We start from the raw sequence: 26740 nt of genomic DNA, 5'->3' as shown, positions 1-26740 counted from the left end.
CCCTGACGGCGTTTGTTAGAAGAGGATGTGCCAATGCGCGCAATGCTTACCCCTGCTCTGATCTTTACTCTCATCCCGTTCGCTGGAAACGCGACCGAGAACTTCACGCCTCAGGAACTGGTGCGAACCATGCAAGATGGCGGCGTGGTGATCTTCATTCGCCATGCGACCACCGAAACCGACTATGCCGATCAGGTCACCGCCGATCCGTTGGATTGTTCGACGCAACGCACGCTCAGCGAAGATGGTTGGCACGAGGCGGTCCAGATTGGCGAAAGCTTCGCCTATTTCGACATTCCCGTCGGCGAGGTGATTTCAAGCCAATACTGCCGCGCCTGGCAGACGGCTTGGCTGGCCTTTGGCGCGTATGAGATGAACCCCGGGCTCAATTTCGCCCCGGCTGAGGAGTATACCGACGCACAGATCGCGGAGATGCGGGAGGGGATGCTTGGCGTGATGCTGCCGGAGCTGGCATTCGGCGAAAACCGCATCCTGGTTGGCCATGACGACCCGTTTGAAGCCGCGACGGGCGTCTATCCTGAACCGATGGGTGTCACCTATGTCCTCCGCCATGACGGGCAGGGCGGCTTGCAGATGCTGGGCCATATCATCCCTGATCGCTGGCCGGGCAGATAAAGCCAAGGTGGATGGGGCCTAGTCGTCTTCGAACGGGTCCCATTCGTCATCCACTTCCGGCAACGCCTCGATGGCGGCCTCAGCGGCGATCTCTTCGCGGGTGCGAATCTCGGTGATTTTCGCGCTTGGGAATGCGGCAATGACGGCTTGCATCATGGGATGCGCCTCGGCTTCGGCCTTGAGCGCCGCGAGGTCGGCGTTTTGCTGTTCCTCTATCGTCTCGCCACCGCCCTCGGCGACCACCGACACGGCCCACCGGACCCCGGTCCAGCCTTTCAGGCTCTGGCCAAGCCGCTGTGCCAGATCGGCGGGGGCGCGTTCGGTCGGCTGAAACTCGATCCGGCCGGGCTGATAGGAGACCAGACGCAGGGTGGTCTTTACCTCGACGAGCAGTTTGATGTCGCGGTTGGCCTCAATCAACGCCACCACGCTTTGGAAGGTCGGGTAATGCGCAAGTGCCGTTTCCGACATTTCGGCCACAGCCGGCTGCGCCCCGCCCCGTCCTGTGGGGCCAGAGCGGCTTTGACCCTGCGGCCCCGTCGGCGCGCCTGATGGGGCGGGCGTCGATTGTGTTGCCGCACCGGGGGCCGGCGCGGGTGTATTGGACAGTTTTCGCAGCAAATCTTCCGGGCTCGGCAGATCGGCGACATGGGTCAGCCGGATCACCGCCATTTCGGCGGCCATCATCGGATTGGGGGCAAGCGCCACCTCTTCCAGCGCTTTCAACAGCATCTGCCACATGCGTGAGAGAACCCGCATCGGCAGTTTCTCGGCCAGGCCTTGGCCCCGGCTGCGCTCGTCGGGGCTGATCGTCGGGTCATTCACCGCTTCGGGTGTGATCTTGATCACCGACAGCCAATGGGTGATCTCGGCCAGATCGCGCAGCACCGCCATCGGGTCGGCGCCATCGGCATATTGCGCGCCAAGCTCGTTCAGCGCCCCCGCCGCATCGCCCGACATGATCATCTCGAACAGGTCCAAAACCCGGCCACGATCCGCGAGGCCCAGCATCGCGCGCACCTGATCGACCGTGGTTTCTCCCGCACCATGGGAAATCGCCTGATCCATCAAACTCATCGCATCGCGGACGGAGCCCTCTGCCGCGCGGGTGATCAGCGCCAGCGCGTCTTCGGAAATCTCCGCATTCTCTTTACCCGCAATTGAGCTCAGATGCGCGATCATCACCTCGGGCTCAATCCGCCGCAGATCGAAGCGCTGACACCGCGACAGGACGGTCACGGGCACCTTGCGAATTTCGGTTGTCGCAAAGATGAACTTCACATGGGCGGGCGGCTCTTCCAACGTCTTCAACAGCGCGTTGAAGGCGCTGGTCGAGAGCATGTGCACTTCATCGATAATGTAGATTTTGTAGCGCGCCGAGGCCGCCCGATAATGCACCGAATCGATGATTTCGCGGATGTCGCCCACGCCTGTGCGCGAGGCCGCGTCCATCTCCAACACATCCACATGCCGCCCTTCGGCAATCGCCTGACAGGGTTCACATTGGCCGCATGGCTCGGTCGTGGGGCCGCTCTCGCCATCGGGACCAACGCAGTTCAGGCCTTTGGCGATGATCCGGGCGGTGGTGGTTTTGCCGGTCCCGCGAATGCCGGTCAGGATAAACGCCTGCGCGATCCGGTCGGCGGCGAAGGCGTTTTTAAGCGTTCGCACCATGGCGTCCTGCCCGATCAGATCGGCAAAGCTTGCCGGGCGATATTTCCGCGCCAGAACCTGGTAACCGGTGTCTTGGGTGTCGCTCATGGAGCCTCTCATCATTGGCCTCAGCACAGGTTATGCGTTGGTCGGGATCGCGGCAACAGGTTCCCGCCGCCGTTGTGTTCGTTTAGACGGACTCAAAGTCTATTGAGGGGGACGTAAATGTCGTCAGAAACAGAAGCCAGTCGGCTGACCCGCGCGGAAAAGTGGATGGTTTTCTTCTTCGCAGCCATGAGCATGGCGGTGATATTGGAGTGGCTTTTCTGGCTTTCTGACCGCATCTATGGCGGTTCTGCCCAAGGTGGCAGCTATGTGACCGCCAGTTTGTTACCCGAGCTTCTGTATTTTTTTGGTCACCCAGTTGCAGCCGTCTTCGGGATCATCCTGATGAATCGATCCCACCGGTTTGGGCTCGAAAGGCTCGAGCGTGTCGCCGTTTTTGTGGCGACCGCTTACTTTTCCATCATTGGAGGTTTTCTGGTTGTCAGTGTTGTTTTGGGTGTATTGGCCGTTCTCAGTTGAGCCCGGTTGGTCACGGGAGTGTCTGTTGCTTCGTGTGCGCGGGTTGGCAGGCGACTTGGGATGGTCTACTCTGCTCGGGCCGCTAGGGGCGGCATCCAGATCCGCGGAAAGCTGTCATCGGCCCCCCTGATACGACCATATGACAGACCTTCTCGGTCTTTCTCATGCCCGAAGCAGCGGATCGGCGGGCCAATGGATGAGGAAGCCGATGACAAAATCCATCGAACAGTTGCGCCGCGATGCCAAGGCGTTGAAGAAAGCCCATGATGCAGGCGACCGCGAGGCCTGGGTCCGGGTGAACAATTACCGCCCCCGGCCCGAGGGAACCGAGCTCAAACTCGCCGATTACCTGCATGTGGTGGCGCGCGAGAACAGTTTTGCGAGCTGGCCCGCGTTGAAACTCGCCGTCGAGACCTTGGGGATGGATAAGGCCGCCAAACGGCAACGGTTGAAAGTCGCGGTGCATCACGGGCAGGCCCATGTGATCGAAAAGCTCCTGGGCGATACGCCGGATTTGGCGGATGGCGATTTCGGCCTTGAGATTGCGCTTTATCATCGCGATGCGGTGGAGGCCGCGCTTTGGTCCGACCCAAGGCGAGCGACGGCCAAGGTTGGGATGGCGCCGCCGATTGTGCAGCTGGCGCAATCTCGGATGATCCATCTCTGGCCTGAGCGGGAGGCGGATATGTTGGCGATTGCCGATATGCTCTTTCAGCGCGGTGCCGATGTGAATGCGGGCATGCCGTCCTATGAGGGCAGCGACCACATGTTGTCGGCGCTCTATTTCGCGATTGGGCACGCCAACAACATGCCGCTTGGTCGGTGGTTGCTGGAACATGGCGCGGACCCCAATGACAATGAGTCGCTCTATCACGCGACGGAGCTTGGACATCATGACGGGTTGCGGATGCTGCTGGAGCACGGGGCCGATCCGAAAGGCACCAATGCATTGCTGCGCGCGATGGATTTCCACGACCATGGCGCGGTTGAGATGCTTCTGGCGCATGGCGCGCGTGCCGATGATTTTGACGGCACCCATGTGGGTGGCGAAGCGCCCTGGGTCGTGCCCGCCTTGCACCAGGCGGCGCGGCGAATGTCGGATCGGCGGATGATCGACATATTGCTCGACGCCGGGGCCGATCCAGCGCGGTTTTATGAGGGGGCAGCGCCTATGGCTACGCAAAGGTGTTCGGCAACGCCGATCTGGCCTCGGCCATTCGTGCGCGCGGCGCGGTGCCCGATTTGACGCCAGAGGAACGACTTCTGGCCATGGCGGCGGAGGGGGACATTCCTGCCGGAGTCTATGTCGACCCAGAGAAACTGCCCGAGGCTTATCGCAACATCATCCGGATGATCCTGCACCTGCCGGGCAAGCTTCCGCATGTGCAACGGTTGGTGGCCTTGGGCGTTGAATATGATCGCCCGGATACCGAAGGTCTGACCCCGGTCCAGCTTGCCGGCTGGGAGGGGTTGCCGGAGATGATGGGCTATTTTATCGGCCTCAAACCCGATCTGAGCCATGTGAACGGCTATGGCGGGACTTTGCTGAGCACCATTATCCATGGGTCTGAAAACTGTCCGGAGCGGAAGAGCCGGGATTATCTGGGATGCTTGCGATTAGCACTGGACGAGGGGGTGGCCCTCCCGAAACGCGCGATCGAGTTGGCAGGCGAGCCGGATGTGGCGGAGTTCCTGACGGATTGGGCCGAGCGCTATCCGGGCCAGGTCGTCGAACACGGCGTCGCCTGACGGGGCCGTGCTGTGTTAACCTGCCCTCAGAACGATGTTTGGGGGCAGGTATGCAGCTGAGCCGCAGAACGATATGGATCCTGTTGGCGATCTGGGCCTTGGCGATCGGTCTCTCCGGCATGTCGCTTTTGGAACCGGCCGAGGGCAGTGGGTTCACGCGGGGGGTGAACCGGCTCACCGGGTTTTTGAGTTGGCAAATGGCCGCCGCGGTCACGGCACTGATCTTGTGGCTCGGGGTGCGGCATTTGCCGGGTCAGGACATGCTCCGGCGCTTGGGACGCATCCCCGGCTGGTGGTCCTTGGGTTTGCTTGCCGTGATCGTGGCGCTGTTTGCGTATGGGTTTTTGATCGGCTGGAGTTAGCTTTGATGCCCCAAGAGGCCAGGCAACCGCCGCAGCGGGTCTGAGGTCTTGCGGACCCGCGCCAGAATCCACGCGCCTTCCAAGCCCATCAACAGCATTTCCGCAGCGTCTTTGGCGGTTGCGGCGCCAAGGCCAAACCGCTGACCGTGTCGTGCGACCTCGGCAATCCAACTATCGAACAGCGCGGCGGATTTGGCGCGAAACGCATCGTTTTGTGGGCCTTCGAACAGCGTCGCCGAGATCGGGCAGCCATCCCAGTGCCCTGAGAGATCGAAGAGCTTTGCCAGCTTGTAACACAGCGTCGTCGCGCCGGTTGCGAAATCCGGTGCCGCATCAAACGCATCGCCAATGATCCGCATCATCTCGGCCGAGGCCCAATCGGCGGCGGCCAGCGCCAGATCGGACTTACCATTGGGGAAATGGTGATAAAGCGAGCCCTTTGGCGCGCCTGCTTGCGCCAGAATCTCGGCGACGCCCACGCCGTGATACCCCTTCTGCCGAAACAGGAGCGCGGCGTTCAGGACCAGGCGGTCACGCGTCGAATGGGCAGGGTGCGTCATAATTCTTCTTTTGACAGGCATAGACCGATTGGTCTAGAGGGGAGGTGGACCAATCGGTCTAATCCGTCAAAGGACCCACGCAGATGACCATCGACATTCGCCCCGTCCCCGCCGGAGAAGCTGTGCCAACCCCGGTCACCTTCCGGTCCGGCACCGCCAAACTGTCCGGCACGCTTCATCATACCGCCCGCCCGCCGAAAGCCGTTGTGGTGCTCCATGGGGCCACCGGCGTGCCGCATGGCTATTATCGGCATTTCGCGGATTGGTTGGCACGGGAGAAAGACATCGCCTGCCTGACCTATGACTACCGCGACTTTGGCGCTTCTGCCCGTGGGTCGGCGCGCGCCTCCAAAGCGACGATGGCGGATTGGGGGGTCCATGACCAATATGTCGCCCGGCAGGCTGCCGCGCGGATGCTGCCGGATGTACCGATCTGGGTGGTTGGCCATTCGCTTGGCGGGTTCATGCTGCCGTTTCAGCCTGAACCGGAACAGATTGCACGCGTGATCACGGTGGCGAGCGGTCCAGTGCATACAAGCGATCATCCCTGGCCTTATCAGGCGCTCGCCCGGGTATTCTGGTTTCTCTATGGTCCGGTCTTGACCACGGTCTTGGGCTACTTGCCGGGCCAAGCGATGGGTCTGGGCGCAAACCTGCCTGCCGGGGTCTATTGGCAATGGCGGCGCTGGTGCACCACGCGTGGTTTTACGGCCAGCGATTTCGGTCGGGCGCTGCCGATGCCCGATTTCAACGCCGTCACGGCGCCGGTGACCTTTGTCGCAATGGATGATGATCAGTTGGTCCCGCCGCAGGCCGTGTGGCGGTTGATGCCCTACTATGCCCAAGCGCCAAAACGACAAGTTATGGTCCGCGCCGCCGAGCACGGGCTCGGCAAAATCGGCCATATCGGGTTTTTCCGGCGTCAGAACCGGGCGGTTTGGGAAACGGTTTTGGCGGCGACACCAGGCGTGTAACCCTGCCCCCGGCCGTGGGACCGGGGGCAAGGCTTGCCTCACCGCCGCATGCGCCCGCGTTTGTCTTTCGCGATGCTGCGGACCATCTTGCCAAACGCTTTGTCGCGCGCTCGGGCTTCGCTGAGCGTGGCGCTGTTACGCGCATCTTCGCGTTCCAGCTTGCGCCAACGGGTGAGCCTGGCGGGGTCGATCTCTCCGCTGGCAATGGCGGCCTGCACCGCACATCCCGGTTCGGTCTCATGCTTGCAATCGGAGAACCGGCAGTCTGCCGCCAGCGCGGCGAGATCGGAGAAGACGGCCTCAATCCCCTCGCTCGCATCTGTCAGACGCAGGGCCCGCATCCCGGGCGTGTCGATCAGCCAGCCGCCAAGCTTGGTTTGCGCCAAGCCGCGCGCGGTCGTCGTGTGGCGACCCTTTGCATCATCTTCGCGGATGCCTTGCGTGGCGATGGTGCCACCGGTCAGCGCGTTGGCGATGGTTGATTTGCCAACGCCGGATGAGCCGAGAAGCGCCAGGGTTTGCCCCGCACGGCACCAGGGCGCCAGCGCCTCAGCTGTCTCCGTTTCGTCAGTGGCGTCCAGTGCGATGGCGGTCACCATGGGAGAGAGCCGTTCGGCTTGCCTGCGATAGCTCTCAGGATCGTCCGTCAGATCGGCCTTGGTCAGGATCACCAACGGGAGCGCACTCGCTGTTGCCGCCAATGCCAGATACCGCTCCAACCGGGGCAGGTTGAAATCGGCATTGCAGGAGGTGACGATCCCAAGCGTGTCGACATTGGCGGCAATCAACTGCCGGTCCGCGCCGGTGCCCGCAGCGCGCCGGCTCAGCTCCGTCGTGGGGCTGAGACGTCGAACCACACGGTTGATCGTGGGGTCGATCACCACCCAGTCGCCCGTGGCGAAGGCGCCGCTGCTCGATCCGGGTGGCAGAGTTAGAGTCAGAGAGCCTTCCGGCGTCAGTGCCGAAAGACGGTCTCGTGCCACCGTGGTGATACGAGCGACGGGGAGAGTTTCCGCTTCTTCCAGCGACAGTTGCGCCAGAAAACGGGCCGACCATCCGAGGTCGGAGAGAGAAGAATGGGTCAATGTTTGAAGTCCCGAAAACACGTCAAAACGGGCAGAGGCCGGGTTGGGCTCTGCGGATTTGATCGCCGGGCTTGAGGGCTGCCTGATTAGGCGGCGCTGGCCCGGATGAGGGTGACACTCTCCATGAGGCCTCCTGTCCGGTGTTTTCGATCTTTGGTCGCAAGGAGCGACCGAGGCGCATCGGACACCCGTGTTGCGTGTCCCGATATTGGTGAGAGGCTGGACAGCGACCCAAGCGGGTCTCGTTGTGGCTGCTTCCTTCCGGACCTGACCAGGTTGGCGAGGTGCTTGCCCGCGCCAACCTCTCAACGCTTCCAGATAGGGTTTTTGTTCGAGAGTCGCAACCCATTGCGCCGCCTATGCGTTCCGGTGTTAGGATTGGGCGTAATGCGAAGGGAGCGAACCATGCGCCTCAGAGATGTGCGCCGCAGTCGAAATGTCGTTGACCGGCGATTGCGCCAGGGCCGCGGAGCGGCCGGTATCGGTGATGTTGATCCGATCGCGGCGTCAACCACGGCCGATCTCGCGCAATCCGACACCTTCGGAGTGGCGCGCTTATGATGGTGCTTCTCGCCAATTGTTGGAGTTCCAATCGGTTGCCGGGTGTGCCCTATGGCAAACCGCAAGAATGGTGGCCGCCCCCTGCCGTTTCCTGACCGGATTTTTGCAACACCGATCAAGGAAAGACAGACATGACAAACGTAAACGTAACGCTTGGCGCGGATGCGCTGAGCCTGAGCTGGCCCGATGGCGGCACAGCGGACTACCCCTATATCTGGCTGCGAGACAATTGCCCCTCGGGCCTGCATCCGGACACGCAAGAACGGATGGCAGATTTGACCCAGATGCCGGAGGCCCCGTGGTGGCCACGGCAGAGCTCGCCGGACCGGATCTGAACCTGATCTGGGGCAGCGAGGCGCATCAGAGCCGATTCCCCCTGACCTGGTTGCAAGCCTTCCGCCCCGGCCAACCGCCGGAAGACCCGGCTGCCGCACCACCGATTGTTTGGCGGAGCGATCTTGGGGCTGACGGCATCCCGCGGCATCAAGCCGACGCGATTGCCGGATCTGATGAAGTGCTCGCGGCGTGGATGCGGGATACCGGGCGATATGGGATCAGCATCGTCGAAGGCGTCGCAGCGGCATCCGGTGCGGGTCGCGCGCTGGCTGAGCGGATCGGCTTCTTGCGGCGCACCAATTTCGGTGTCGATTTCGAGGTGGTGAACAAGCCGGACCCGAACAATCTGGCCTATACAGCGGTGGCGCTGCCGCTCCACACCGATTTGCCGAACCAGGAAGTGCCGCCCGGCTATCAGTTCCTCCATTGCATCGCCAATGAGGCCGAGGGCGGCGGATCGCTTTTCGCCGATGGCTATGCGATGGCCGAAGACCTCCGACAAAACGATCCGGATGCATTCGATCTGCTCTCGACCATCGCTATCCCATTCCGGTTCCATGATGGAGAGACCGATCTGCGGATCCACCGTCCGGTGATCACGTTGGATCCGTCTGGTGTGGTGATTGAGTTGCGCTGGAATGCCCATCTGGCCGGTGTCTTCGATATGGAGCCGGGTTTGATGGTGCCTTACTACCGTGCCTACCGGGCGTTTATGCAGCGCACGCGGGACCCGGCATTCCAGGTGACGCTCAAACTGCAAGCAGGGGAAATGGTCGTGTTTGACAATCGCCGAGTCCTGCATGGTCGGGAGGCATTCGACCCCTCGACTGGGTTCCGGCATCTGCAAGGCTGTTACGTGGATCGCGGTGAGTTCGACGCCCGGCTTCGGGTGCTTGCGCGGACGTGAAATACGCGCCGGGAAACATGTGTTTCCCGGCTCCTTAACCTGGAGCGCGTTCGGCCCAACCGGCGAAGATGCGTTCCAGGAAAACCACGATGTAGAAGAGGAAAATCCCAAGCGCGGCCAAGGCGAAGAGCACCGCAAACATCAGCGGATAGTCTGCGTTGATCCGCCCGCTATCGAAGAGATCCCCCAGGCCGCGCCCGTGTGGCGAGACAATTTCCATCAGGTTGGTGCCGATAAAGGCCAGCGTGACCGCGACTTTGAGCGCCCCGAAGAACTCCGGCAGCGTTTTGGGTAGTGCAATCTTCCAGAAGATCGTGAAATTCGAGGCGCCAAGCGAGCGCAGGATGTCACGATATTCCGGCTCCAGCGTTGACAGTCCAATCGAAACCGACACGGCGATTGGAAAGAACGAGATCATGAAGGCAATCAGGATCGTGTTGAAATCGTGCTGGCCGACAAAGATCAGTGCGACAATTGGCACAACAGTCGCTTTCGGGATCGCATTGAAACCGACCAAAAGCGGATAAAGACCCTCGCGGGCGACCCGCGAGAAGCCCATGATCATCCCGACCAGTGTTCCGAACACCACGGCGATGCCGAGGCCCGCGACAGTGCGCCAAAGCGTTTCCCAGCTTTTCACCAGGAACAGATCGCGGAACTGCCAGAATTTCGGCAAGAGATCCGAGGGGGAGGCCATGCGGAAATCGGGCAGTTGATAGACCCAAACCAGCCATTCCCAGATCGCCAAAACGGCGACGATGAACAGAACCGGCGAGGCGATTTTGCGAACGGTTTCGCGGCTCATTGCACGATCCCCTCTTTTGCCGATGCGGCGGGCGCGTGTTCGGCCAAGGGCTCATCCGGGCTACTGGCGCGGCCTTGCGCAACCTGAATTTGGTGGCGCAAGACGGCCAGCATTTCGACCGCTTTGGGTGTGTAGAGGTCATCCAATGTGCGCTTGCCCTCGATATCCACATCCAACACAAATTGCGCATGTGCCGGACGACCGGAGAGAACGACCACTTGATCGGCGAGGAACACGCTTTCCCGCAGATCATGGGTGATCAACAGGCAGGTGAACGGTTCCTCTTCCCGCAGATCATGCATCGTGCACCAGAGGTCTTCGCGAGTGAACGCGTCCAGTGCGCCAAAAGGCTCATCCAAAATCAGGACCTCGGGTCGATGGATCAGCGAGCGGCAGAGCGAGGCCCGTTGGCGCATCCCGCCGGACAGCTCCGAGGGGCGTTTTTCTTCAAACCCCGTCAGCCCGACCAGTTCAAGTAGATGCCGAGCCCGCTCCAGCCCCTCGGCCTTGGTCATTTTGCTTTTGATGATCTCCAGCGGCAGCATCACATTCTGCAAAATCGTGCGCCATTCCAGCAAAACCGGGTTCTGAAAGGCCATGCCAACCGTGGGCCGGGGCGAGGTCACTTTCTGATTGGCGAGCCAGACTTCCCCCTCATTGGGCCGCATCAGGCCCGAGACCAAACGGGTCAGCGTCGACTTCCCGCAGCCAGAGGGCCCCACAACAGCCGTGAAGCTGTCTTTCGGCATTTGCAGCGTGAGCCGGTCCAAAACCGGTAGCGGGCCAGCGGCGGTACGATACGCGTGGGTCACCTCACGCAGCTCGATTTGGGAAGAAGATGTCATTGGGGGCTTTCGTCAGAAATGCGGGCCGGGGGTATCCGGCCCGCATGGGATAGGGCGTTTGGCCGATTACTCTGGCGCAACCATCAACACATCGCTCTCGGGCAGATATGCATCGGTGAAATAGAGCGCCGCATCGGGTGCATTCTGGAACTCATAGACCAAGGTCATCTGCTCCAGTGCGCGGGCCAGACGGTCTTGATCCACATAGCCCATGCCGTTTTCGACAACCGTGTCGGTCAACACGTTGCTGTCGATGGCCAATTGCAGACGCCGGGTTTCCAACTCCACATCGCCGGCCGGGTTGCGCGCGATAACGGCGGCGGCCCCCGCGGCGGGGTCGGCAATGGCGTCCGACCAACCCTGCGCGACCGCGGTCAGGAAGCTGGTCACGACATCCGGGTTGGCTTCGGCGAAATCGGTATTGACGATGATCGCGTTGCCATAAAGCTCAACGCCGTGATCGGCGAAAAGGATGGTGGTGATGTCATCTTCGGGAATGCCGAGACGTGCCAGCGACAAATACGACGAGAAGTTGAACCCGGTCACCGAATCCACATTGCCCTCGGCCAGCATCGGCTCACGCGTCGGGAAGCCCACGGGCTCCACAGTGATTGTAGAGACGTCGATCCCGTTCACCTCGGCCAAGATCGGGAACTGCGCCCAAGCGCCGTCGGGCGGTGGGGCGCCAAGGGTCGAGCCTTCCAGGTCTTCGATGCCGGAAATGCCTTGGCTGACCCGGCCGACGATGGAAAATGGCGGGCTGTCATAGGTCATCATCACGGCGGTGACCGGCGCGCCCGGGTTGGTGTCGAGAAACCGCACCAGTGAGTTGATATCGGCAAAGCCCAGTGGGAAGGAACCAGACGCCACTTTCGGGATCGCATCGAGCGAGCCTTGGCCGGCAGTGATCTCAACCGACAAATCTTGCGCGGCGAAATGGCCGTTATCAATGGCAAGGAAATAGGGGGCAGACGGGCCTTCAAAGCGCCAATCCAGCGCGAAGGCGATATCGGTTTCAGCAGCCAGCGGGGTCGCCGCGACAATGGCGGCGGCGCAGGTGGCAATCATTCGGGTTTTCACGGGCGGTCTCTCCTCTTGGTGGCAGCGATCATTGACCCCGTTAACTCAGGCAGGACAACGGCGAGGGTCAATCTGCGCGCGCCCCGCAGCATAGGTTGCCCTAAGCTTTGCCCAAAAAACAAGCATGTCGACGGATTATTTGGCAGCCAACGGGTGATCTGCCGAGATTACAGCGTCATGGCAAACCGGGCAAAGCCGGTTTCGGCAACTCCCAGATACTCCAATCCAAACTCATTGATCCGGTCTGGATAGGCCAAAGCACCGGGCCCGATCTCGGCAATTGCGCGGATGCCGCCTGCGTCGGCAAAGCGCCACGTCGGGTTTGTGACAGCGGAGAGCCGATCATAGGTGGTGAAATACCGAACCAAAACATCGCGGACCGAGAGGCGCTCTAGCCAGATTTGCTCCGCATCTGCAGGGGCTTTGAAATGCCCGCCGCCACTGGCCCGATAACTGTTTGTGACGACCAAAAACTCCTGATCTTCGGTCACAAGCTGCCCGTTATGGCGCAAATCGCGGATGCGCCCGGGGGTTTCATATTCCTCTTCTCCATCAGCGCTGTAACGCGCAGGGACGGTCACATCGATCGCATAGGTCAACCCGTCGAGCACATCGAAATTGTATCCCGCAAAGCGATGGTCGATCAGAGGTTGTTGCGGCTCGTCGGGCCGTATCTGATGAAATGCGCAGGCCGCCCGTTCTAGCCAATCGCGCACCTGTGCGCCGGTGGCTTTTAGGATCGCGACCATGTTCGGGTAGACATAAAGGTCAGCGGCGTTCTTGATCGCCAGAGGACCTTTGGGAATATCGGTATAATTCACAGGGCCGCCGCGACCGCCCGCTTTGAAGGGAGCGGCGGCGGACAAGAGCGGTAGGTGTGCAAGCTTATGCCCGCGGAGTATCTGCCCCGCAAAATCGCGCTGCGCGTCGGCAATCACCTGAACGGCGGCAGAGTTGGCGAGAAGGGCAAAATAGGTCTCCAACGGCACCAGGGTTTCGCCAACCCGGCGACGGATGAATCCTAGTGTGGCGATATGGTCTTCGGCGGTGGCCCGTATGACATCGGGGCAACTCTCGATCTCTGGCACCTTGCAAGTTGAGTCCGCAGCAGTCGTTGGCGGGGCGATACGGATCAACTGGCCTCTGGCGTTGCTGACGCGCCAGCAATCTCGGTCAATCTCTGACAACGTCAGGTCGATCACCCCAAGATGCGATCCTTCGGCACCTGGTTGCACGACCGGTGTGCCATGGATCGTCCCCGCATCCGGGTCCAGCCAATCCGGCGCGGCGTTGTGCGGCGCCGGAAAGAGTTCATGCGTGTGCCCTGCAATCACGGCGTCAACGCCATCGAGTTGGGCCAGAGGTACAACCGCATTTTCCATCTGCGGATGCTCCTCCGTTGGCCCCAACCCGCTATGGCTTAAGAGGATGACGAGATCCGCCCCGGCCTCGCGCACCGCGCGTACTTCCCGGCGCGCGGCTGTGAGAATGTCTTCCGCCTCCAGCTTGCCTTCTAACAGATATCTGTCCCACATCAGGGTTTGCGGCGGCGCAAAGCCGATGACACCGATGCGCAATCGGCGCGATCTGCCGGACATATCCTGCATATCACGATCAAGAATGACCCAAGGCGGCACAAAGCTTTCGCCATCGACCCGTTTGATATTGGCCAAAACAGCTGGAAAAGACGCACCTGCGAGGGCGGCTTGCAGGAACTCCAACCCATAGTTGAAGTCGTGATTGCCCAATGCCATCGCGTCATAGTTAAGCGCGTTCATTGCGGCAACCATTGGGTGCGGTCGTCCGTTCGCGCATTGAGATCGCGCGGCGAAATCGCCAAGCGGCGTGCCTTGTAACGTATCGCCGTTATCAACCAAAAGGCAGTTTTCAGCGGCGCGGCGCAGGCTTGCGATTACGCCACCGGCACGCACCAAGCCGCCCCGATTCTGTGGTTGATCGGTGTAGTAGTTATAAGGATGCAGGTTCGCATGGAGATCGCTTGTCGCTAAAATGCGCAAGCTGAGGCTGCTAAGCACCCCTGACTCCAAACTGGCATCAGCACCCATAGAACGACCCTTTCCCCGAGCGCCGAGCATAGTCTTAACGTGAGACGAGACACCAATTATATCGCGCGCTTTTGGACGGAGCCAGAGGTTCTGTGGATAAATCTGCGTCTTTGCGCCGCCTCCTTTTCGGTCTGCGACATTCCTGCCATACCGGGTTACAGGCACCGAAGTGGCAGGAAGGCATACAGGTAATGAAACTCGCGGAAACCGTGACCTTTGGCGGCTCGGGTCTTGATCGTGCGGCGGAACTGCGTGGAGATGCGGCGATGCTTGATGAGGCGTTGGAAAGCCAGGCCGGTCTGGTCTTGCCGCTCTGGCGCGGCAAGCCGCTTATGCGGGGCGAGGCGGGGCAGGCCACCTTGGTCTGGCTGCCAAATGACCACCCGGTTCTTGCCGAGGCTGCGCCTGTTCGGGTGTTTTTGGGGCGTGACGACGGGCAATTGCGCTTCGCGGCGGATATCTCTGCCTGGACGCCGGTTGACGTCGATGAAGCGCAAATCGGCGCGTTTCTGGATCCGACGCTTCAGGCCCACCCGGCCGCGCCGAACGAAGCGCTCTTTCGTGAGTTGCGCGGTGCGATGACCTGGCTGAGTGCGCGCGATGCCGAGCTGTCGGCAACGGCCAAGGCTGTGCTTGATTGGCACCGCACCCATCGGTTCTGCTCGCGCTGCGGTGCTGAGAGTGTGGCCGATCAAGGTGGGTGGCAGCGGGTCTGCGCTACCTGTGGCGGGCGGCACTTCCCGCGCACCGACCCAGTCGTGATTATGCTGATTACGCATGGCAATGACGTCTTGTTGGGCCGGTCGCCGGGCTGGCCCGAAGGCATGTACTCGCTGCTTGCCGGGTTTGTGGAGCCTGGCGAGACCTTGGAGGCGGCGGTGCGCCGGGAGGTCTTGGAGGAAACGCAGGTCGATGTTGGGCCGGTCACCTATCTGGCCAGCCAACCTTGGCCCTATCCGGCATCGCTTATGTTCGGATGTCGCGGCGAGGCGCGCACCCGCGCGATTACGGTCGACCCAGTTGAAATCGAAGACGCTTTATGGCTCAGCCGGGAAGAGCTGACCGAGGTTTTTGCAGGCCGACACACGAAAATCTTGCCAGCCCGGAAGGGCGCGATCGCGCATTTCCTATTGGAAAACTGGCTTGCGGATCGGTTGGATTGAACCGAAATTGCGCCGCAAGACCCGGGTATTGATGAGGACAGTCGAGACATGAAGTTCAAAGTGGCCGAAGATGTCGACGCCCCCATCGGGTTCGTGTTTGAACGGATGACCGATTTCTCCCAATTCGAGGCGGATGTTAAGCGCCGGGGCGCGGACCTGCGGCGTGTCGGTAATTGGACCCGGATCGCCGAGGGCGTGCAATGGCGTGGGGCCGTTCAAGTGCGCGGTAAGAAGCGCAAGATCGAAGCCGAACTGGCCGAGCTGGTCCCGGATGAGAGTGCGAAGGTCGACATCACGGTTGGCGGGATGGAGGCGGTCTATCAAATGGCCTTCATCGCCCTTTCGCCCGATGTGACGCGGGTGGCGACGGAGCTGGATTTGAAGCCGCGCACGTTGACCGCGCGACTGATCATCCAAACCTTGAAATTGGCCCGCGGGCGCGTCGTGCGGCGCATGACCAGAAACTTGATGCGGCAGGGCAATCAGACGGCCGCGGCATGGCGACAAGCGGCGCGCGGCTGAGGCTTGGCAGGTTCGTCAAATGTGGCGACTGGGCGGCTCTTGTCTGGCTAGTCCGGGCGCACGGCTCAACCTTGCGGCGTCATTGCCTTACGCTGTCTTGCCCTTGCCATACCCAATTGCCGCTCGCGCCAGATAATCAAAACACCTGCCAGAATGATGATCACGGCCCCGCCGAGCATGGTCAATGTCGGCACCTCGTCGAAGATCAGATACCCGACGCCGAGCGCCAGCAGCATGGATGTGTATTCAAATGGCGCGATCAATGAGGCATCGGCATGCCGATAGCTCGACGTGAGCAAGATCTGTCCAAACCCGCCCAAAAGCCCGGCAAGAACCAACATGACGATCTGCACTGGGCTCGGCATCACCCAGCCCCAGGGGATCGTCAGGAGCGACAAGGTGCTGGCCGTGACCGAAAACCAAAACACAATCGCTGCGGTGCCCTCGGTCTGCACCAGTTTGCGCACAAAGACTTGCGCCAGCGCGGCGCAAATCGCGCCCATCAGAACGACGACTGCCCCCAGTGTCTCCCGCGTATCGGCACCGCTCACCCCGACTTGCAGCCGTGGGGAGAGCACGATCAGAACCCCGACCAATCCAAGCGCCACGACACTGAGCCGAAAGGCGCGGACCTCCTCCCCCAAGAACATCGCGGCGAAAATCACCACCAGAAGCGGCGCGGCATAGCCGATCGCGGTCACCTCGGGCAGCGGCAAGAGACCCAAGCCCGCAAAACCAAGCCCCATTGCCATCGTGCCGACCAGCCCGCGCCAGACATGCCCCATAGGATTCTGCGTTTTGAGTCCAATATGCAGTTCTTGGCGATAGAGCAGCCAGGCGACAATCACCGGCAGCGCGCAGATTGAGCGGAAGAACACGGCTTGGCCCGCGGGCACCGTGTCAGATACCGATTTGATCAGGCTCGCCATCGTCATGAAGACGCAGACCGACGCGATCTTGAGCGCAATGCCGCGAAACGGCGTCATGATCCGGGCAGAAGTTCAGCTTCCTGTAGCAGGCGGATCGCAAAATCTTGCCGGAAATGCTGAAGGGCAGAAAAGCTGCGCGCGCGGGTGTAGAGCGAAAACACCACCGGTTCGGCATTCTCCCGAAGGACGAAACCGGTGTACCAGCCTTCAAATTCTCCACTAAATCCATTGCTGGAGGTCGCGCCCGCTCCTGTCTTTCCATGCAAAGTCGCGGTGCCGAACTGGGCGAAATGGCTGGCCTCGATCAGCGCGTTGGCACTTGCGCCCGATAGAGCCAGCGTGCCCATGAAAAACCGGTCGAGAAAGTCCACCTGCTCCCTCACCGACACCATGAGCGGCCCGCCAAGCCAAAAGCCGTCGGAGCCATCTGGAACACTGGCGTTACCATATCCCCATTCGCCAAGCCGTTGGCGGTATTCGCGAACCCCGACATCCAGGGCAATGTCTTGAAAGACCCAAACAGCTGAGTCTCGAAACGCGCTGCGCAAGGTTTGATCCTGGCGCCAGTCTCGCGGCCAGTATCCTGCGGCGGGGCGGCGATCTTGATCCCAAGGGTACGCGTGATCAAGCGACGCCGCGACGCCTGTTTCCAAAGCGATCAGCAGATTGGGGATTTTGAATGTGGACCAAGGCGCATGGCGAGTGTTCAGGTCGCTACCGGTCAGCACATACTCGATACCTGTCTCCAGATCGCGGGCGAGAAAGGCCACCTCGCGATCGCCGATCTCGTCTGAGAGCGGTCCCCTGAGAATGTCCACTTGTGCGGCCGCCATACTCGCGAAGACTGTCGCGATACACAGAAAGCCCATAGTAATCAAAGAGTTCAAAAAGGCACGCATCGCCATCTCTGCCAAATCCGACTAGGTTGGAAACTGCGCGGATAGATCCACACAGGCACTCGTAACCGACCTGCGCCGGGATGCCAATGCGCATCCGGGCTTGGAGTTAGGTTTCACCTCAGAAGTTTTGATCGACGGCAGTTAGTCCCGCGCGCGGTCGGCGGGATAGGTGCCGAGGATGTGCAAATTGGTCGTGAAATACCCCAATTCTTCCAATGCCAACTGCACATTGCGATCCTCGGGGTGGCCTTCGACATCGGCATAAAACTGCGTGGCGGTGAAGGAGCCGCCGACCATGTAGCTTTCCAGCTTGGTCATGTTCACGCCATTGGTCGCGAACCCACCCATCGCTTTATAGAGGGCCGCCGGGATGTTGCGGACCCGGAATACGAAACTTGTCATCATGTGATCGGCGCGGCGGGTCATATCCGCCTCTCGCGACATCAGCAGAAAACGCGTGGTGTTGCGATCATGGTCTTCGATATGACGGGCGAGCACATCTAGCCCATAAATCTCTCCGGCGAGTTCCGAGGCCAGCGCCGCCTGCGTTTTGTCGCCGCGTTCGGCGATGATCTTCGCAGATCCCGCAGTGTCTGCGCCAACCTGGCCGCGAATCCCATATTCGCGCAGAAAATCCCGGCACTGACCCAGAAGCACCGTATGGCTCTGCGCGCTTTTCACATCTGAAAGCGTCGCGCCGGGTACCGCCAACAGGTTGATATGCACCCGCACAAAGGCTTCATCGACAATATGCAACCCGCTATCGGGCAGCAGATGATGAATATCCGCGACCCGTCCATAAGTGGAGTTTTCCACCGGCAGCATCGCCATATCGGCGCGTCCATCCCGGACCGCTTCGATGGCATCTTCAAAGGTCGGACAGGGCAAAGCCTCCATCGCTGGGCGGGCCTCGTGACAGGCCTGATGCGAATAGGCGCCGGGTTCTCCCTGGAAGGCGATACGCGATGTCATGGGCGAATTTCTTTCCCGATGGTGTTTTGTCGCGCTCCCTACACCTTGAAAGCCCCCTGGGAAAGCCGATAGATAGCGCGCAAGCTCAGGTGAGAGAACGGGACAACTATGTTTGACACAATGACCATCACCAAGGTAGGCGGCTCTCTTTGCGCCGCGCTCTTGATCTTCCTGCTTGGGGGCTGGGCCGCCGACGGGCTCTATTCCGTGGGCGGGACCCATGATGAAGAGCATCGCGCGGGCTATGTGATCGATACGGGCGAAGAAAGCGACGAACCCGCCGAAGAGGTGGTCGAGGTGGCCTTTGCCGATGTCTATGCCGCGGCCGATGCTGGCGCGGGTGAGCGTCTGTGGCGCCAATGCTCCGCTTGTCATTCCGATGAGGCCGGTCGCAATGGCGTTGGCCCATCGCTGCACGGCGTGGTGAACCGCGCGAAGCATACCGCAGAAGGGTTTGGGTATTCCGACGGGCTTCTTGCCACGACCGGCGATTGGACGCCCGAGAATATCTCGGACTTCATCGCCAACCCGCGCGAATATGCGCCGGGCACAGCCATGGCCTATAACGGCATGCGCGACGTGGAAGACCGGGCCAATCTGATTGCCTATCTGGCGACACTGGTCGACTGATCTAACGCACAAGACTTAAAAGAGGCCGCCTTCGGGCGGTCTTTTTTATGCAGAAGCGGTAGAACCGGGCTAAAACTACATCTGTTCACGATTTCTCAACTTGATGAGTCCGGGGGATGGCCCGTAACGTGAGATAGCCCAGATAATTGGCCAGAGAGTCCGAAAAACAGCAGTGGAGGGTGTCATGCGCAACCGCGAATCCGAGGCTCAGGCGGTATTGCGACCGTGCAGCGCAAGCGCGAGGTATTGGCTTTTGCTGCCAATGATTTTGCTCATGCTTGCGGCAGGCATGGCGCGCGCGCAGGACGATGACCTCATCGTCACGCATGGTATCTCGACCTTCGGCGACCTGCGCTATGGGCCGGATTTCGAACATCTGGACTACGTCAATCCCGACGCGCCCAAAGGCGGCGAAATGTCGTTTTCTTGGTCATCTGCCGGTGGATCGTTCGACTCTCTGCATCCCTTCACGCGGGAAGGCCGCCCTGCGGTACTCTCTTCGATCTTCTTTGAATCGATGCTCGAAGGTACAGCGGATGAGATCGGGTCGGCTTATTGCTTGCTCTGCGAAACCCTCGCGTATCCTGAAGATCGATCCTTCGTGATCTTCACGATTCGCGAAGGCGCTGCATTTTCGGATGGCACCCCCATAACGGCGGATGACGCGCTCTTTTCCTATGAAATCCTGCGTGACGAGGGCCTGCCTAGTTTCCGGGCGTCCATTGGGCGAACGATCGCTGGTGCCGAAGTGCTCGACGATCGCCGCATCCGGTTTGATTTCAATCCAGAGGCGCCGCTTCGCGGGCGGATCCAATCCGCCGGTGGATTGCCAGTCTTTTCGCGCGCCAGCCATGACGCATCGGGATACGGGTTTAGCGAGGCGCGGCTGGAGCCGTTGACGGGCTCGGCGCCCTATGTGCTGCATGAAGTGGAATCGGGGCAACGGACCGTGTTCCGCCGCAACCCCGATTACTGGGGCAATGACCTGCCAATCAATCAGGGGCGGCATAATTTCGATCGAATCCGCATTGAGTATTACGGAGATGCCGTTGCGGCCTTCGAGGGGTTTACCGCAGGCAACTACCTGTTCCGGCAAGAAAGCAGCTCGGTCAACTGGGCCACGTCTTATGATTTCCCGGCGCTCGACCGCGGCCATGTGGTGAAAGCAGAGCTACCCGACGGGACGATTTCATCGGGCCAGAGCTTCGTCATCAATCTGCGCCGCGAAAAGTTCCAAGATGCCCGTGTGCGCGAAGCCATCGCGCTGATGTTCAACTTCGCATGGACCAATGAGACTCTGTTCTACGGGCTCTACGAGTGGAACGACTCTTTCTGGCAAAACACCGATCTGGTCGCCGAGGGCCTGCCAAGCGAGGCGGAACTGGCGCTTCTGGAGCCGCTTCGCGACCAGCTACGGCCCGAGGTCTTCACCGAGGAGCCGTTTAGCTTGCCGGCATCGAACCCAGACCGTTCGCTCGATCGTCGTCAGGCACGCCGCGCCATCGGCCTGCTGGAGGAGGCCGGTTGGGTCGTTGGCGATGACGGCATGGTGCGCAATGAGGCCGGGCAGACGCTGGATGTGGAATTCTTGAACTCCGGCCCGATGTTTGACCGGCTCATCAACCCCTATGTCGAAAATCTCCGCACCATCGGCATCAACGCGCGTCTGACCCGTGTAGACAGCGCCCAGATGACACAGCGCGAGCGGGAGTATGATTTCGACATCATCACCGACCATATCCCGATGGCGTATGAGCCGGGCGCGGCGCTGCGGCAGTATTTCGGCTCCCAAACCGCCAATACATCGGTGTTCAATCCGGCCGGGTTGGCCGACCCGGCCATCGATGCGCTGGTTGAGCATGTGATCGACGCGGAAACGCGGGAAGAGTTGAGCGTATCCGTTGCTGCTCTGGACCGCGTGCTACGTTGGGAGCGCTTCCGCGTGCCGCAATGGTTCAACAATGCCCATTGGGTCGCCTATTACGACATCTATCGGTATCCCGACCCACTGCCGCCTTTTGCGCTCGGGTTCCTCGACTTCTGGTGGGTCGATGCCGAGGCGGAAGCGGCCTTGCGCGAAGCAGGCGCGTTCTAAACCAAGATGGGCCCTTATATCCTCAGACGGCTTTTGCTGATGATCCCGACACTCTTTGGGATCATGGTGATCAACTTCGCGCTGACGCAATTCGTCCCCGGTGGGCCGGTAGATCAGGTTCTGGCGCAGCTTGAAGGCGAGGGCGATGTTTTCGCCACTATCTCCGGCGGCGGGTCCGAGGCCGGACCGATTGAGATCGAAGGCGCCTATCAGGGCGCGCGAGGCGTGCCGCCGCGCTTCCTGGAAGAGTTGGAGATCTCCTTCAACTTCGCCCGAATCGTCTGCGCTGATGGCTTCACCGGCATCCCCGACCTGGATGCCGAGGAATGCAACTCCGAACGTATCCCGGCTGTCGAACGTTTCTTCCTGATGCTCTGGGATTACATGCGCTTCGATTTCGGCGACAGCTTTTTCCATTCCGAAAGCGTGATGGAGCTTGTGGTCGACAAACTGCCCGTTTCGATCACGCTTGGTCTCTGGTCGACGCTCATCGCCTATATCGTCTCGATCCCGCTTGGCATCCGCAAAGCGGTCAGTGATGGCTCCCGGTTCGACACCTGGACCAGCGGCATCATCATCGTGGCCTATGCGATCCCGGGCTTCCTCTTCGCGATCCTGCTTTTGGTGCTCTTCGCGGGCGGGTCCTACTGGCAAATCTTCCCGCTTCGGGGCCTCACATCCCCTTCCGATGTTTGGGCCACACTTACCTGGTGGGAACGCATTCTCGACTATTTCTGGCACATCGCCCTTCCGGTCGTGGCCTCAACCATCTCGGCCTTCGCGACGCTCACGCTGCTGACCAAGAACAGCTTTCTGGATGAGATCAAGAAACACTATGTGATGACTGCCAAAGCCAAGGGGCTGGCGGAAAACCGAGTGCTCTATGGCCACGTCTTCCGCAACGCGATGCTGATCGTGATTGCGGGTTTCCCGGCGGTGTTCGTGAGTGTGTTCTTCGGCGGCTCGGTGATTATCGAGACAATCTTCTCGCTCGACGGGTTGGGGCGTCTGGGTTTTGAGGCGGCGGTCAGCCGGAACTACCCGGTGATCTTCGGCACGCTCTTTGTCTTTGGTCTCATCGGCCTCGTTGTCGGGCTGCTCTCTGATCTGATGTATGTCTGGATCGACCCGCGCATTGACTTCGAAACGCGGGAGACCTGAGAGATGGCTCTCCGCGAAGATGATATCACCCCGCCCGCCGCGGATGCGGCGCTGCCCGAACCTAAAAGAGGGTTCCTCAGCCTGTCGCCGCTCAATCAACGCCGCTGGCGGAACTTTCGGGCGAATGGCCGGGCCTTCTGGTCGCTCCTGATCTTCACCGTGCTCTTCGGCCTGTCGCTCTTCGCCGAGTTGATTGCCAATGACAAACCGATCCTCGTGAGCTTCCAAGGGGAGCTGTATACGCCCATTTTCACCTTCTATCCCGAAACCCAGTTCGGCGGCGATTTCCGAACCGAGCCGGTCTATCGGGACCCCGAGGTGCAATGCCTGATCATCTCTGGTGGGTTGGACGCCTGTTGGGACGACCCCGACGGGGTGATTATTGACGCTCAGGAAGACGGGGTCGTGAATGGCGAAGAGATCGACCGGGGCTGGATGCTCTGGCCACTCGTGCCCTTTTCCTACAACACGATCAGCAATGTGATCAGCACGCCCGCCCCCGCCGCGCCGGACGCCAATCATTGGCTGGGCACCGATGACACCGCCCGCGACGTTCTTGCTCGGGTCATCTATGCGTTCCGGTTGAGCGTGATGTTTGCGCTGATTGTGACGGCACTGACCTCGCTTATCGGCATCGCCGCAGGTGCGGTGCAGGGCTATTTCGGCGGTTGGCTTGATCTGATCTTCCAACGGATCATCGAGATTTGGGGCTACACGCCTAGTCTCTTCGTGATCATCATCGTGGCCGCGATCTTCACGATGAATTTCTGGCTCTTGGTCTTTCTTATGGTGCTCTTTGGCTGGACGGCTCTGGTGGGGGTTGTGCGCGCGGAATTCCTGCGCGCCCGGAACTTCGAATACATCCGCGCCGCCCGCGCGCTTGGCGTGTCGAACCGCGTGATCATGTTCCGCCATGTGCTGCCGAATGCGATGGTGGCGACGCTGACCATGCTGCCCTTCATCGTAACCGGCACGATCGGCGGGCTGGCCTCGCTCGATTTCCTCGGTTTCGGCCTGCCGTCCTCGGCGCCGTCCCTGGGTGAACTGACCCTACAGGCAAAGAACAACCTGCAAGCGCCCTGGCTCGCCTTCACGGCCTTCTTTTCCTTCGCGATCATGCTGTCGCTTCTGGTTTTCATCTTTGAGGGGGTGCGCGATGCGTTTGACCCCAGAAAGACGTTCAAATGAGGGTGCTCGATGTCAAGAATCTCAAGGTCAGCTTCACCCAGGACGGGGCCACTACCGAAGCGGTGAAAGGGGTCAGCTTCTCGATCGAGAAGGGCGAAACCGTCGCGCTGGTGGGTGAGTCCGGCTCCGGCAAATCGGTCACCGCGCTTTCGACTGTCGCGCTCCTGCCCGATAGCGCCAAGATCGAGGGCTCGGTAAGTTATCGCGGGGCTGAGATGATCGGCGCGCCTGAGAGCGAGCTGCGCCATGTGCGTGGCAATGACATCAGCTTTATCTTTCAGGAGCCGATGACCTCGCTCAACCCGCTCCACACGTTGGAAAAGCAACTCTCTGAAAGCCTTGGCCTGCATCAGGGCCTGCGCGGAGAGGCGGCGCGGCAACGGGTCATCGAATTGCTCACCAAGGTGGGGATCCGACCCTGAAACCCGGCTTGGTGCCTATCCGCACCAGCTCTCCGGCGGTCAGCGTCAGCGGGTGATGATCGCCATGGCGCTCGCCAACGGGCCGGACCTGCTGATTGCTGATGAACCGACCACGGCGCTTGATGTGACGATCCAAGCGCAGATTCTCGAACTTCTGGCCGATCTGAAAGAGGCTGAGGGTATGAGCTTGCTGTTCATCACCCATGACCTGGGCATCGTCCGCCGCTTCGCGGATCGGGTTTGCGTCATGCAGGGCGGCGAGATTGTCGAGGCGGGTCGCACGGCTGAGATTTTTGACAACCCGCGGCACCCCTATACCCGCAAACTCCTGGCCGCGGAGGCGACGGGCGAACCTGATCCGGTGCCAGAGGATGCGCCCGAGATCGTCAATACGCATGATCTGAAAGTCTGGTTTCCGATCCAACGGGGCTTATTGCGCCGCACAGTCGGCCATGTGAAAGCGGTCAATGCCGCGTCGATTTCGGTCCGCGCTGGTGAAACCCTTGGCGTGGTGGGGGAGAGTGGCTCAGGCAAGACCACGCTGGCGCTCGCGATCATGCGGCTCATCTCGTCCGAGGGGCCGGTCGTCTTCATGGGGCAGGATGTGCAGGGCTGGAAATCCGGCGCGCTCCGCCCCCTCCGCCGCGATATGCAGATCGTGTTCCAGGATCCGTTTGGCTCCCTTTCGCCGCGGATGACGGTGGAACAGATCGTGGCCGAAGGCCTAGGCGTGCATGGCACCGATCCGGGGCAGAACAAGCGCCAGATGGTGGCCGATATCTTGAACGAGGTCGGGCTCGATCCCGCGATGATGCATCGCTACCCGCATGAATTCTCAGGTGGGCAGCGGCAGCGGATCGCGATTGCCCGGGCGATGATCTTGAATCCGAAGCTGGTGGTGTTGGACGAACCGACATCTGCGCTCGACATGACCGTGCAGGTGCAAATCGTCGAGTTGTTGCGCGAGTTACAGCGGCGTCATGGGCTGGCTTATCTTTTCATCTCCCACGACCTGAAGGTGGTCCGCGCGTTGGCCCACAAGGTCATCGTGATGAAGCAGGGCGACATCGTCGAAGCCGGCCTCAGAGACGAGATTTTCAACGCGCCGAAATCCGACTACACCCGCGCGCTTCTGGCGGCCGCATTTGACCTTCATGCCGAGGGTAGCGCGGCCTAAAATCAGATCGCCGAAGAGTGCCCGTCAGCGCGCATTTCGTATGCGTCAAATGCCCGCGCGATCATTCGTGTCAGGGGGCGGGCTTCGGGCAAAATCGAGAAACCTGTCGCGTCTTGGCGCACCACGCCGGGGAAGGCTTTGACCGCTCCGGCATAGATCGAATCCAGCTCCGCGCTGCTCAACCCAAAGTTGTTTTTGATTTCTGCGCTGTCGATTCGGAAATCGCACATCAGCATCTCGATCATCCGCGCGCGCAGGATATCGTCGCCCTTAAACGCGTGCCCGCGCCCGGTCGCCATTTCACCGGCACGTACTGCTTTTTGATAGGCGGCGGTGCCAGCGTCGTTCTGCGCAAACCCTTGCGGGAAGCGCGAGATCGAGGACGCGCCGAGGCCCAACAAGACATCGCAGGTGTCATCCGTGTAGCCCTGGAAATTCCGCCGCAAGCGCCCTTGACGCGCGGCCACTTCCAGCCCGTCGCCGGGCCGGGCAAAATGGTCGATCCCGATCTCGGCATAGCCATCCCACATAAAGAGTCGCCGCGCCGTATCGAAGAGCGAAAGGCGTTCCTCGGGCGAGGGCAGGGTGTCCGTCGGGATCATCGCCTGGCGTTTCGCCATCCAGGGCACATGGGCATAGCCGTAAAGCGCGACGCGATCCGGAACCAAAGACAGAAGCATTTGAACTGTCTCGGAAATTCGGGCCTGACTCTGGTCGGGCAGGCCAAAAAGAATGTCGGCATTGAGCGAGGTGATGCCGCGCGCACGCAGCATTTCCACGGCATCGCGGGTCACATCATAGCTCTGAATGCGACCGATAATCTGTTGGATGTCGTTGTTGAAATCCTGCACCCCGATGGAGGCGCGATTCATCCCCGCAGCAGCAAGTGCATCAAGCCGAGCCGCGTCGATTTCATTGGGGTCGATCTCAACCGAGAACTCCGCGCCATCGGCGAGCGGCAGGACATCTGTCAACGCGTCGGTCAAGTCCGTCAGCATGGCCGGCGACATCAGCGTTGGGGTGCCCCCGCCGTAATGCAATCGGGCCAGTTCCACCCCCTCGGGCAGAACCTCCCGCAGCAGCGCAATCTCCGATTTGACCGATTCGAGATAGGCGATCACCGGTTCGTCGGACCGGACCCCTTGAGTCCGGCACGCACAGAACCAACACAACCTGCGGCAGAACGGCACATGCACATAGGCCGAAATCTTCGATCCCGGCGGAATTGCACCAATCCAGTCTACGAAATCCCTTGCAGACACGTCGTTCGAGAACTTCGTGGCCGGAGGGTAACTCGTATAACGTGGCACTTTTGAGTCAAACAGACCCAGGCGGCGAAGTTGCGTCATATGCTCCATTGCTATACACCTAAGAGTTG

General features: G+C 60.7%; 25 protein-coding genes, 1 other RNA gene and 1 pseudogene. 15 read left to right on the top strand and 12 right to left on the bottom strand.

Annotated elements, in window-relative coordinates; genetic code table 11:
- The first annotated feature begins 33 nt into the window (after positions 1-33).
- Complete coding sequence (locus tag QTA57_RS03340; protein ID WP_290153597.1) at positions 34-636, top strand: histidine phosphatase family protein; 603 nt, start codon at positions 34-36, stop codon at positions 634-636.
- Between the two features lie 18 nt (positions 637-654).
- On the opposite strand, the gene QTA57_RS03335 is transcribed toward QTA57_RS03340, so the two are convergent.
- On the bottom strand, positions 655-2397 hold the full coding sequence (locus QTA57_RS03335) for a DNA polymerase III subunit gamma/tau (RefSeq protein ID WP_290153595.1): 1743 nt from the start codon (positions 2395-2397) through the stop codon (positions 655-657).
- A 117-nt stretch (positions 2398-2514) separates the two neighbouring features.
- Here QTA57_RS03335 and QTA57_RS03330 point away from each other — a divergent pair, with 117 nt between their 5' ends.
- The 4 genes from QTA57_RS03330 to QTA57_RS03315 all read left to right on the top strand — a co-directional run bounded on the left by QTA57_RS03330 (position 2515) and on the right by QTA57_RS03315 (position 4985).
- Positions 2515-2874 (top strand): hypothetical protein, encoded by a 360-nt coding sequence (locus QTA57_RS03330; protein WP_290153593.1) that lies wholly within the window; start codon positions 2515-2517, stop codon positions 2872-2874.
- 208 nt (positions 2875-3082) lie between these two features.
- Positions 3083-4120 carry an ankyrin repeat domain-containing protein gene (locus QTA57_RS03325; protein WP_290153591.1) on the top strand — a complete coding sequence of 346 codons (1038 nt, stop codon included), beginning with the start codon at positions 3083-3085 and terminating at the stop codon, positions 4118-4120.
- Entirely contained in the window at positions 4060-4623 is a 564-nt protein-coding gene (locus tag QTA57_RS03320; protein ID WP_290153590.1) for a hypothetical protein, read from the top strand. The genes QTA57_RS03325 and QTA57_RS03320 overlap by 61 nt, the downstream gene beginning before the upstream one ends.
- A gap of 83 nt (positions 4624-4706) precedes the next feature.
- Positions 4707-4985, top strand: a complete 279-nt coding sequence (locus QTA57_RS03315) for a hypothetical protein (RefSeq protein ID WP_290153588.1) — start codon at positions 4707-4709, stop codon at positions 4983-4985.
- Here QTA57_RS03315 and QTA57_RS03310 read toward each other — a convergent pair.
- Positions 4982-5545 (bottom strand): TetR/AcrR family transcriptional regulator, encoded by a 564-nt coding sequence (locus tag QTA57_RS03310; protein ID WP_290153583.1) that lies wholly within the window; start codon positions 5543-5545, stop codon positions 4982-4984. The genes QTA57_RS03315 and QTA57_RS03310 overlap by 4 nt on opposite strands.
- 83 nt (positions 5546-5628) lie before the next feature.
- Here QTA57_RS03310 and QTA57_RS03305 point away from each other — a divergent pair, with 83 nt between their 5' ends.
- Positions 5629-6519, top strand: coding sequence for an alpha/beta hydrolase family protein (locus tag QTA57_RS03305; protein ID WP_290153582.1), 891 nt, complete (start codon positions 5629-5631; stop codon positions 6517-6519).
- 38 nt (positions 6520-6557) lie between these two features.
- Here QTA57_RS03305 and rsgA read toward each other — a convergent pair whose 3' ends face one another.
- Positions 6558-7604: a ribosome small subunit-dependent GTPase A gene (rsgA, locus tag QTA57_RS03300; protein WP_290153580.1), complete on the bottom strand. Its 1047-nt coding sequence runs from the start codon at positions 7602-7604 to the stop codon at positions 6558-6560.
- Positions 7605-7814: 210 nt separating this feature from the next.
- Positions 7815-7911, bottom strand: an RNA gene (ffs, locus tag QTA57_RS03295) — signal recognition particle sRNA small type.
- A 385-nt stretch (positions 7912-8296) separates the two neighbouring features.
- Here ffs and QTA57_RS03290 point away from each other — a divergent pair.
- Both QTA57_RS03290 and QTA57_RS03285 read left to right on the top strand, forming a co-directional pair.
- Positions 8297-8500, top strand: a complete 204-nt coding sequence (locus tag QTA57_RS03290; protein WP_290153578.1) for a gamma-butyrobetaine hydroxylase-like domain-containing protein — start codon at positions 8297-8299, stop codon at positions 8498-8500.
- Positions 8467-9408 (top strand): TauD/TfdA family dioxygenase, encoded by a 942-nt coding sequence (locus tag QTA57_RS03285; protein WP_290153577.1) that lies wholly within the window; start codon positions 8467-8469, stop codon positions 9406-9408. Before QTA57_RS03290 ends, QTA57_RS03285 begins: the two co-directional genes overlap by 34 nt.
- Positions 9409-9442: 34 nt before the next feature.
- Here QTA57_RS03285 and QTA57_RS03280 read toward each other — a convergent pair whose 3' ends face one another.
- The 4 genes from QTA57_RS03280 to QTA57_RS03265 all read right to left on the bottom strand — a co-directional run bounded on the left by QTA57_RS03280 (position 9443) and on the right by QTA57_RS03265 (position 14174).
- Positions 9443-10213, bottom strand: coding sequence for an ABC transporter permease (locus QTA57_RS03280; RefSeq protein ID WP_145212850.1), 771 nt, complete (start codon positions 10211-10213; stop codon positions 9443-9445).
- Positions 10210-11058, bottom strand: a complete 849-nt coding sequence (locus QTA57_RS03275; protein ID WP_290153576.1) for an ABC transporter ATP-binding protein — start codon at positions 11056-11058, stop codon at positions 10210-10212. The genes QTA57_RS03280 and QTA57_RS03275 overlap by 4 nt, the downstream gene beginning before the upstream one ends.
- Before the next feature lie 66 nt (positions 11059-11124).
- Complete coding sequence (locus tag QTA57_RS03270) at positions 11125-12126, bottom strand: ABC transporter substrate-binding protein (RefSeq protein ID WP_171558551.1); 1002 nt, start codon at positions 12124-12126, stop codon at positions 11125-11127.
- 179 nt (positions 12127-12305) lie between these two features.
- Complete coding sequence (locus tag QTA57_RS03265) at positions 12306-14174, bottom strand: bifunctional 2',3'-cyclic-nucleotide 2'-phosphodiesterase/3'-nucleotidase (RefSeq protein ID WP_290153574.1); 1869 nt, start codon at positions 14172-14174, stop codon at positions 12306-12308.
- 221 nt (positions 14175-14395) lie between these two features.
- Between QTA57_RS03265 and nudC the strand changes: the two genes are divergently transcribed.
- Together nudC and QTA57_RS03255 are read left to right on the top strand one after the other, a co-directional pair.
- Entirely contained in the window at positions 14396-15367 is a 972-nt protein-coding gene (nudC, locus tag QTA57_RS03260; protein ID WP_290153573.1) for an NAD(+) diphosphatase, read from the top strand.
- A 48-nt stretch (positions 15368-15415) separates the two neighbouring features.
- Entirely contained in the window at positions 15416-15889 is a 474-nt protein-coding gene (locus QTA57_RS03255) for an SRPBCC family protein (RefSeq protein ID WP_290153571.1), read from the top strand.
- 65 nt (positions 15890-15954) lie between these two features.
- Here QTA57_RS03255 and QTA57_RS03250 read toward each other — a convergent pair whose 3' ends face one another.
- The 3 genes from QTA57_RS03250 to QTA57_RS03240 form a co-directional block, all read right to left on the bottom strand.
- Positions 15955-16875 (bottom strand): DMT family transporter, encoded by a 921-nt coding sequence (locus QTA57_RS03250; protein ID WP_290153569.1) that lies wholly within the window; start codon positions 16873-16875, stop codon positions 15955-15957.
- Positions 16872-17651: a penicillin-binding transpeptidase domain-containing protein gene (locus QTA57_RS03245; RefSeq protein WP_290153567.1), complete on the bottom strand. Its 780-nt coding sequence runs from the start codon at positions 17649-17651 to the stop codon at positions 16872-16874. Before QTA57_RS03245 ends, QTA57_RS03250 begins: the two co-directional genes overlap by 4 nt.
- Before the next feature lie 207 nt (positions 17652-17858).
- Positions 17859-18689, bottom strand: coding sequence for a prephenate dehydratase (locus QTA57_RS03240; RefSeq protein WP_145212828.1), 831 nt, complete (start codon positions 18687-18689; stop codon positions 17859-17861).
- 108 nt (positions 18690-18797) lie between these two features.
- Between QTA57_RS03240 and QTA57_RS03235 the strand changes: the two genes are divergently transcribed.
- From QTA57_RS03235 to QTA57_RS03215, 5 genes and pseudogenes are all read left to right on the top strand, one after another.
- Positions 18798-19319 (top strand): c-type cytochrome, encoded by a 522-nt coding sequence (locus QTA57_RS03235; RefSeq protein WP_290153564.1) that lies wholly within the window; start codon positions 18798-18800, stop codon positions 19317-19319.
- 262 nt (positions 19320-19581) lie between these two features.
- Positions 19582-21414, top strand: a complete 1833-nt coding sequence (locus QTA57_RS03230; protein ID WP_290153563.1) for an extracellular solute-binding protein — start codon at positions 19582-19584, stop codon at positions 21412-21414.
- Positions 21415-21420: 6 nt separating this feature from the next.
- A complete protein-coding gene (locus tag QTA57_RS03225) occupies positions 21421-22575 on the top strand; it encodes a microcin C ABC transporter permease YejB (RefSeq protein WP_290153561.1) in 1155 nt (384 codons plus the stop codon).
- Between the two features lie 3 nt (positions 22576-22578).
- Positions 22579-23763: an ABC transporter permease gene (locus QTA57_RS03220; RefSeq protein WP_290153560.1), complete on the top strand. Its 1185-nt coding sequence runs from the start codon at positions 22579-22581 to the stop codon at positions 23761-23763.
- Positions 23760-25362 (top strand): annotated as a pseudogene (locus QTA57_RS03215) (ABC transporter ATP-binding protein). The gene QTA57_RS03220 and the pseudogene QTA57_RS03215 overlap by 4 nt, the downstream one beginning before the upstream one ends.
- 2 nt (positions 25363-25364) lie before the next feature.
- On the opposite strand, the gene hemN reads toward QTA57_RS03215, so the two are convergent.
- Positions 25365-26720 carry an oxygen-independent coproporphyrinogen III oxidase gene (gene hemN / locus QTA57_RS03210; RefSeq protein WP_290153558.1) on the bottom strand — a complete coding sequence of 452 codons (1356 nt, stop codon included), beginning with the start codon at positions 26718-26720 and terminating at the stop codon, positions 25365-25367.
- Between the last annotated feature and the right edge of the window lie 20 nt (positions 26721-26740).

Origin of the sequence: Fontisubflavum oceani, assembly GCF_030407165.1 — a bacterium.
Classification (GTDB): domain Bacteria; phylum Pseudomonadota; class Alphaproteobacteria; order Rhodobacterales; family Rhodobacteraceae; genus Rhodophyticola; species Rhodophyticola oceani.
The sequence above is the reverse complement of the archived record's forward strand: the minus strand, read 5'-3'. Positions and strand labels throughout refer to the sequence as shown.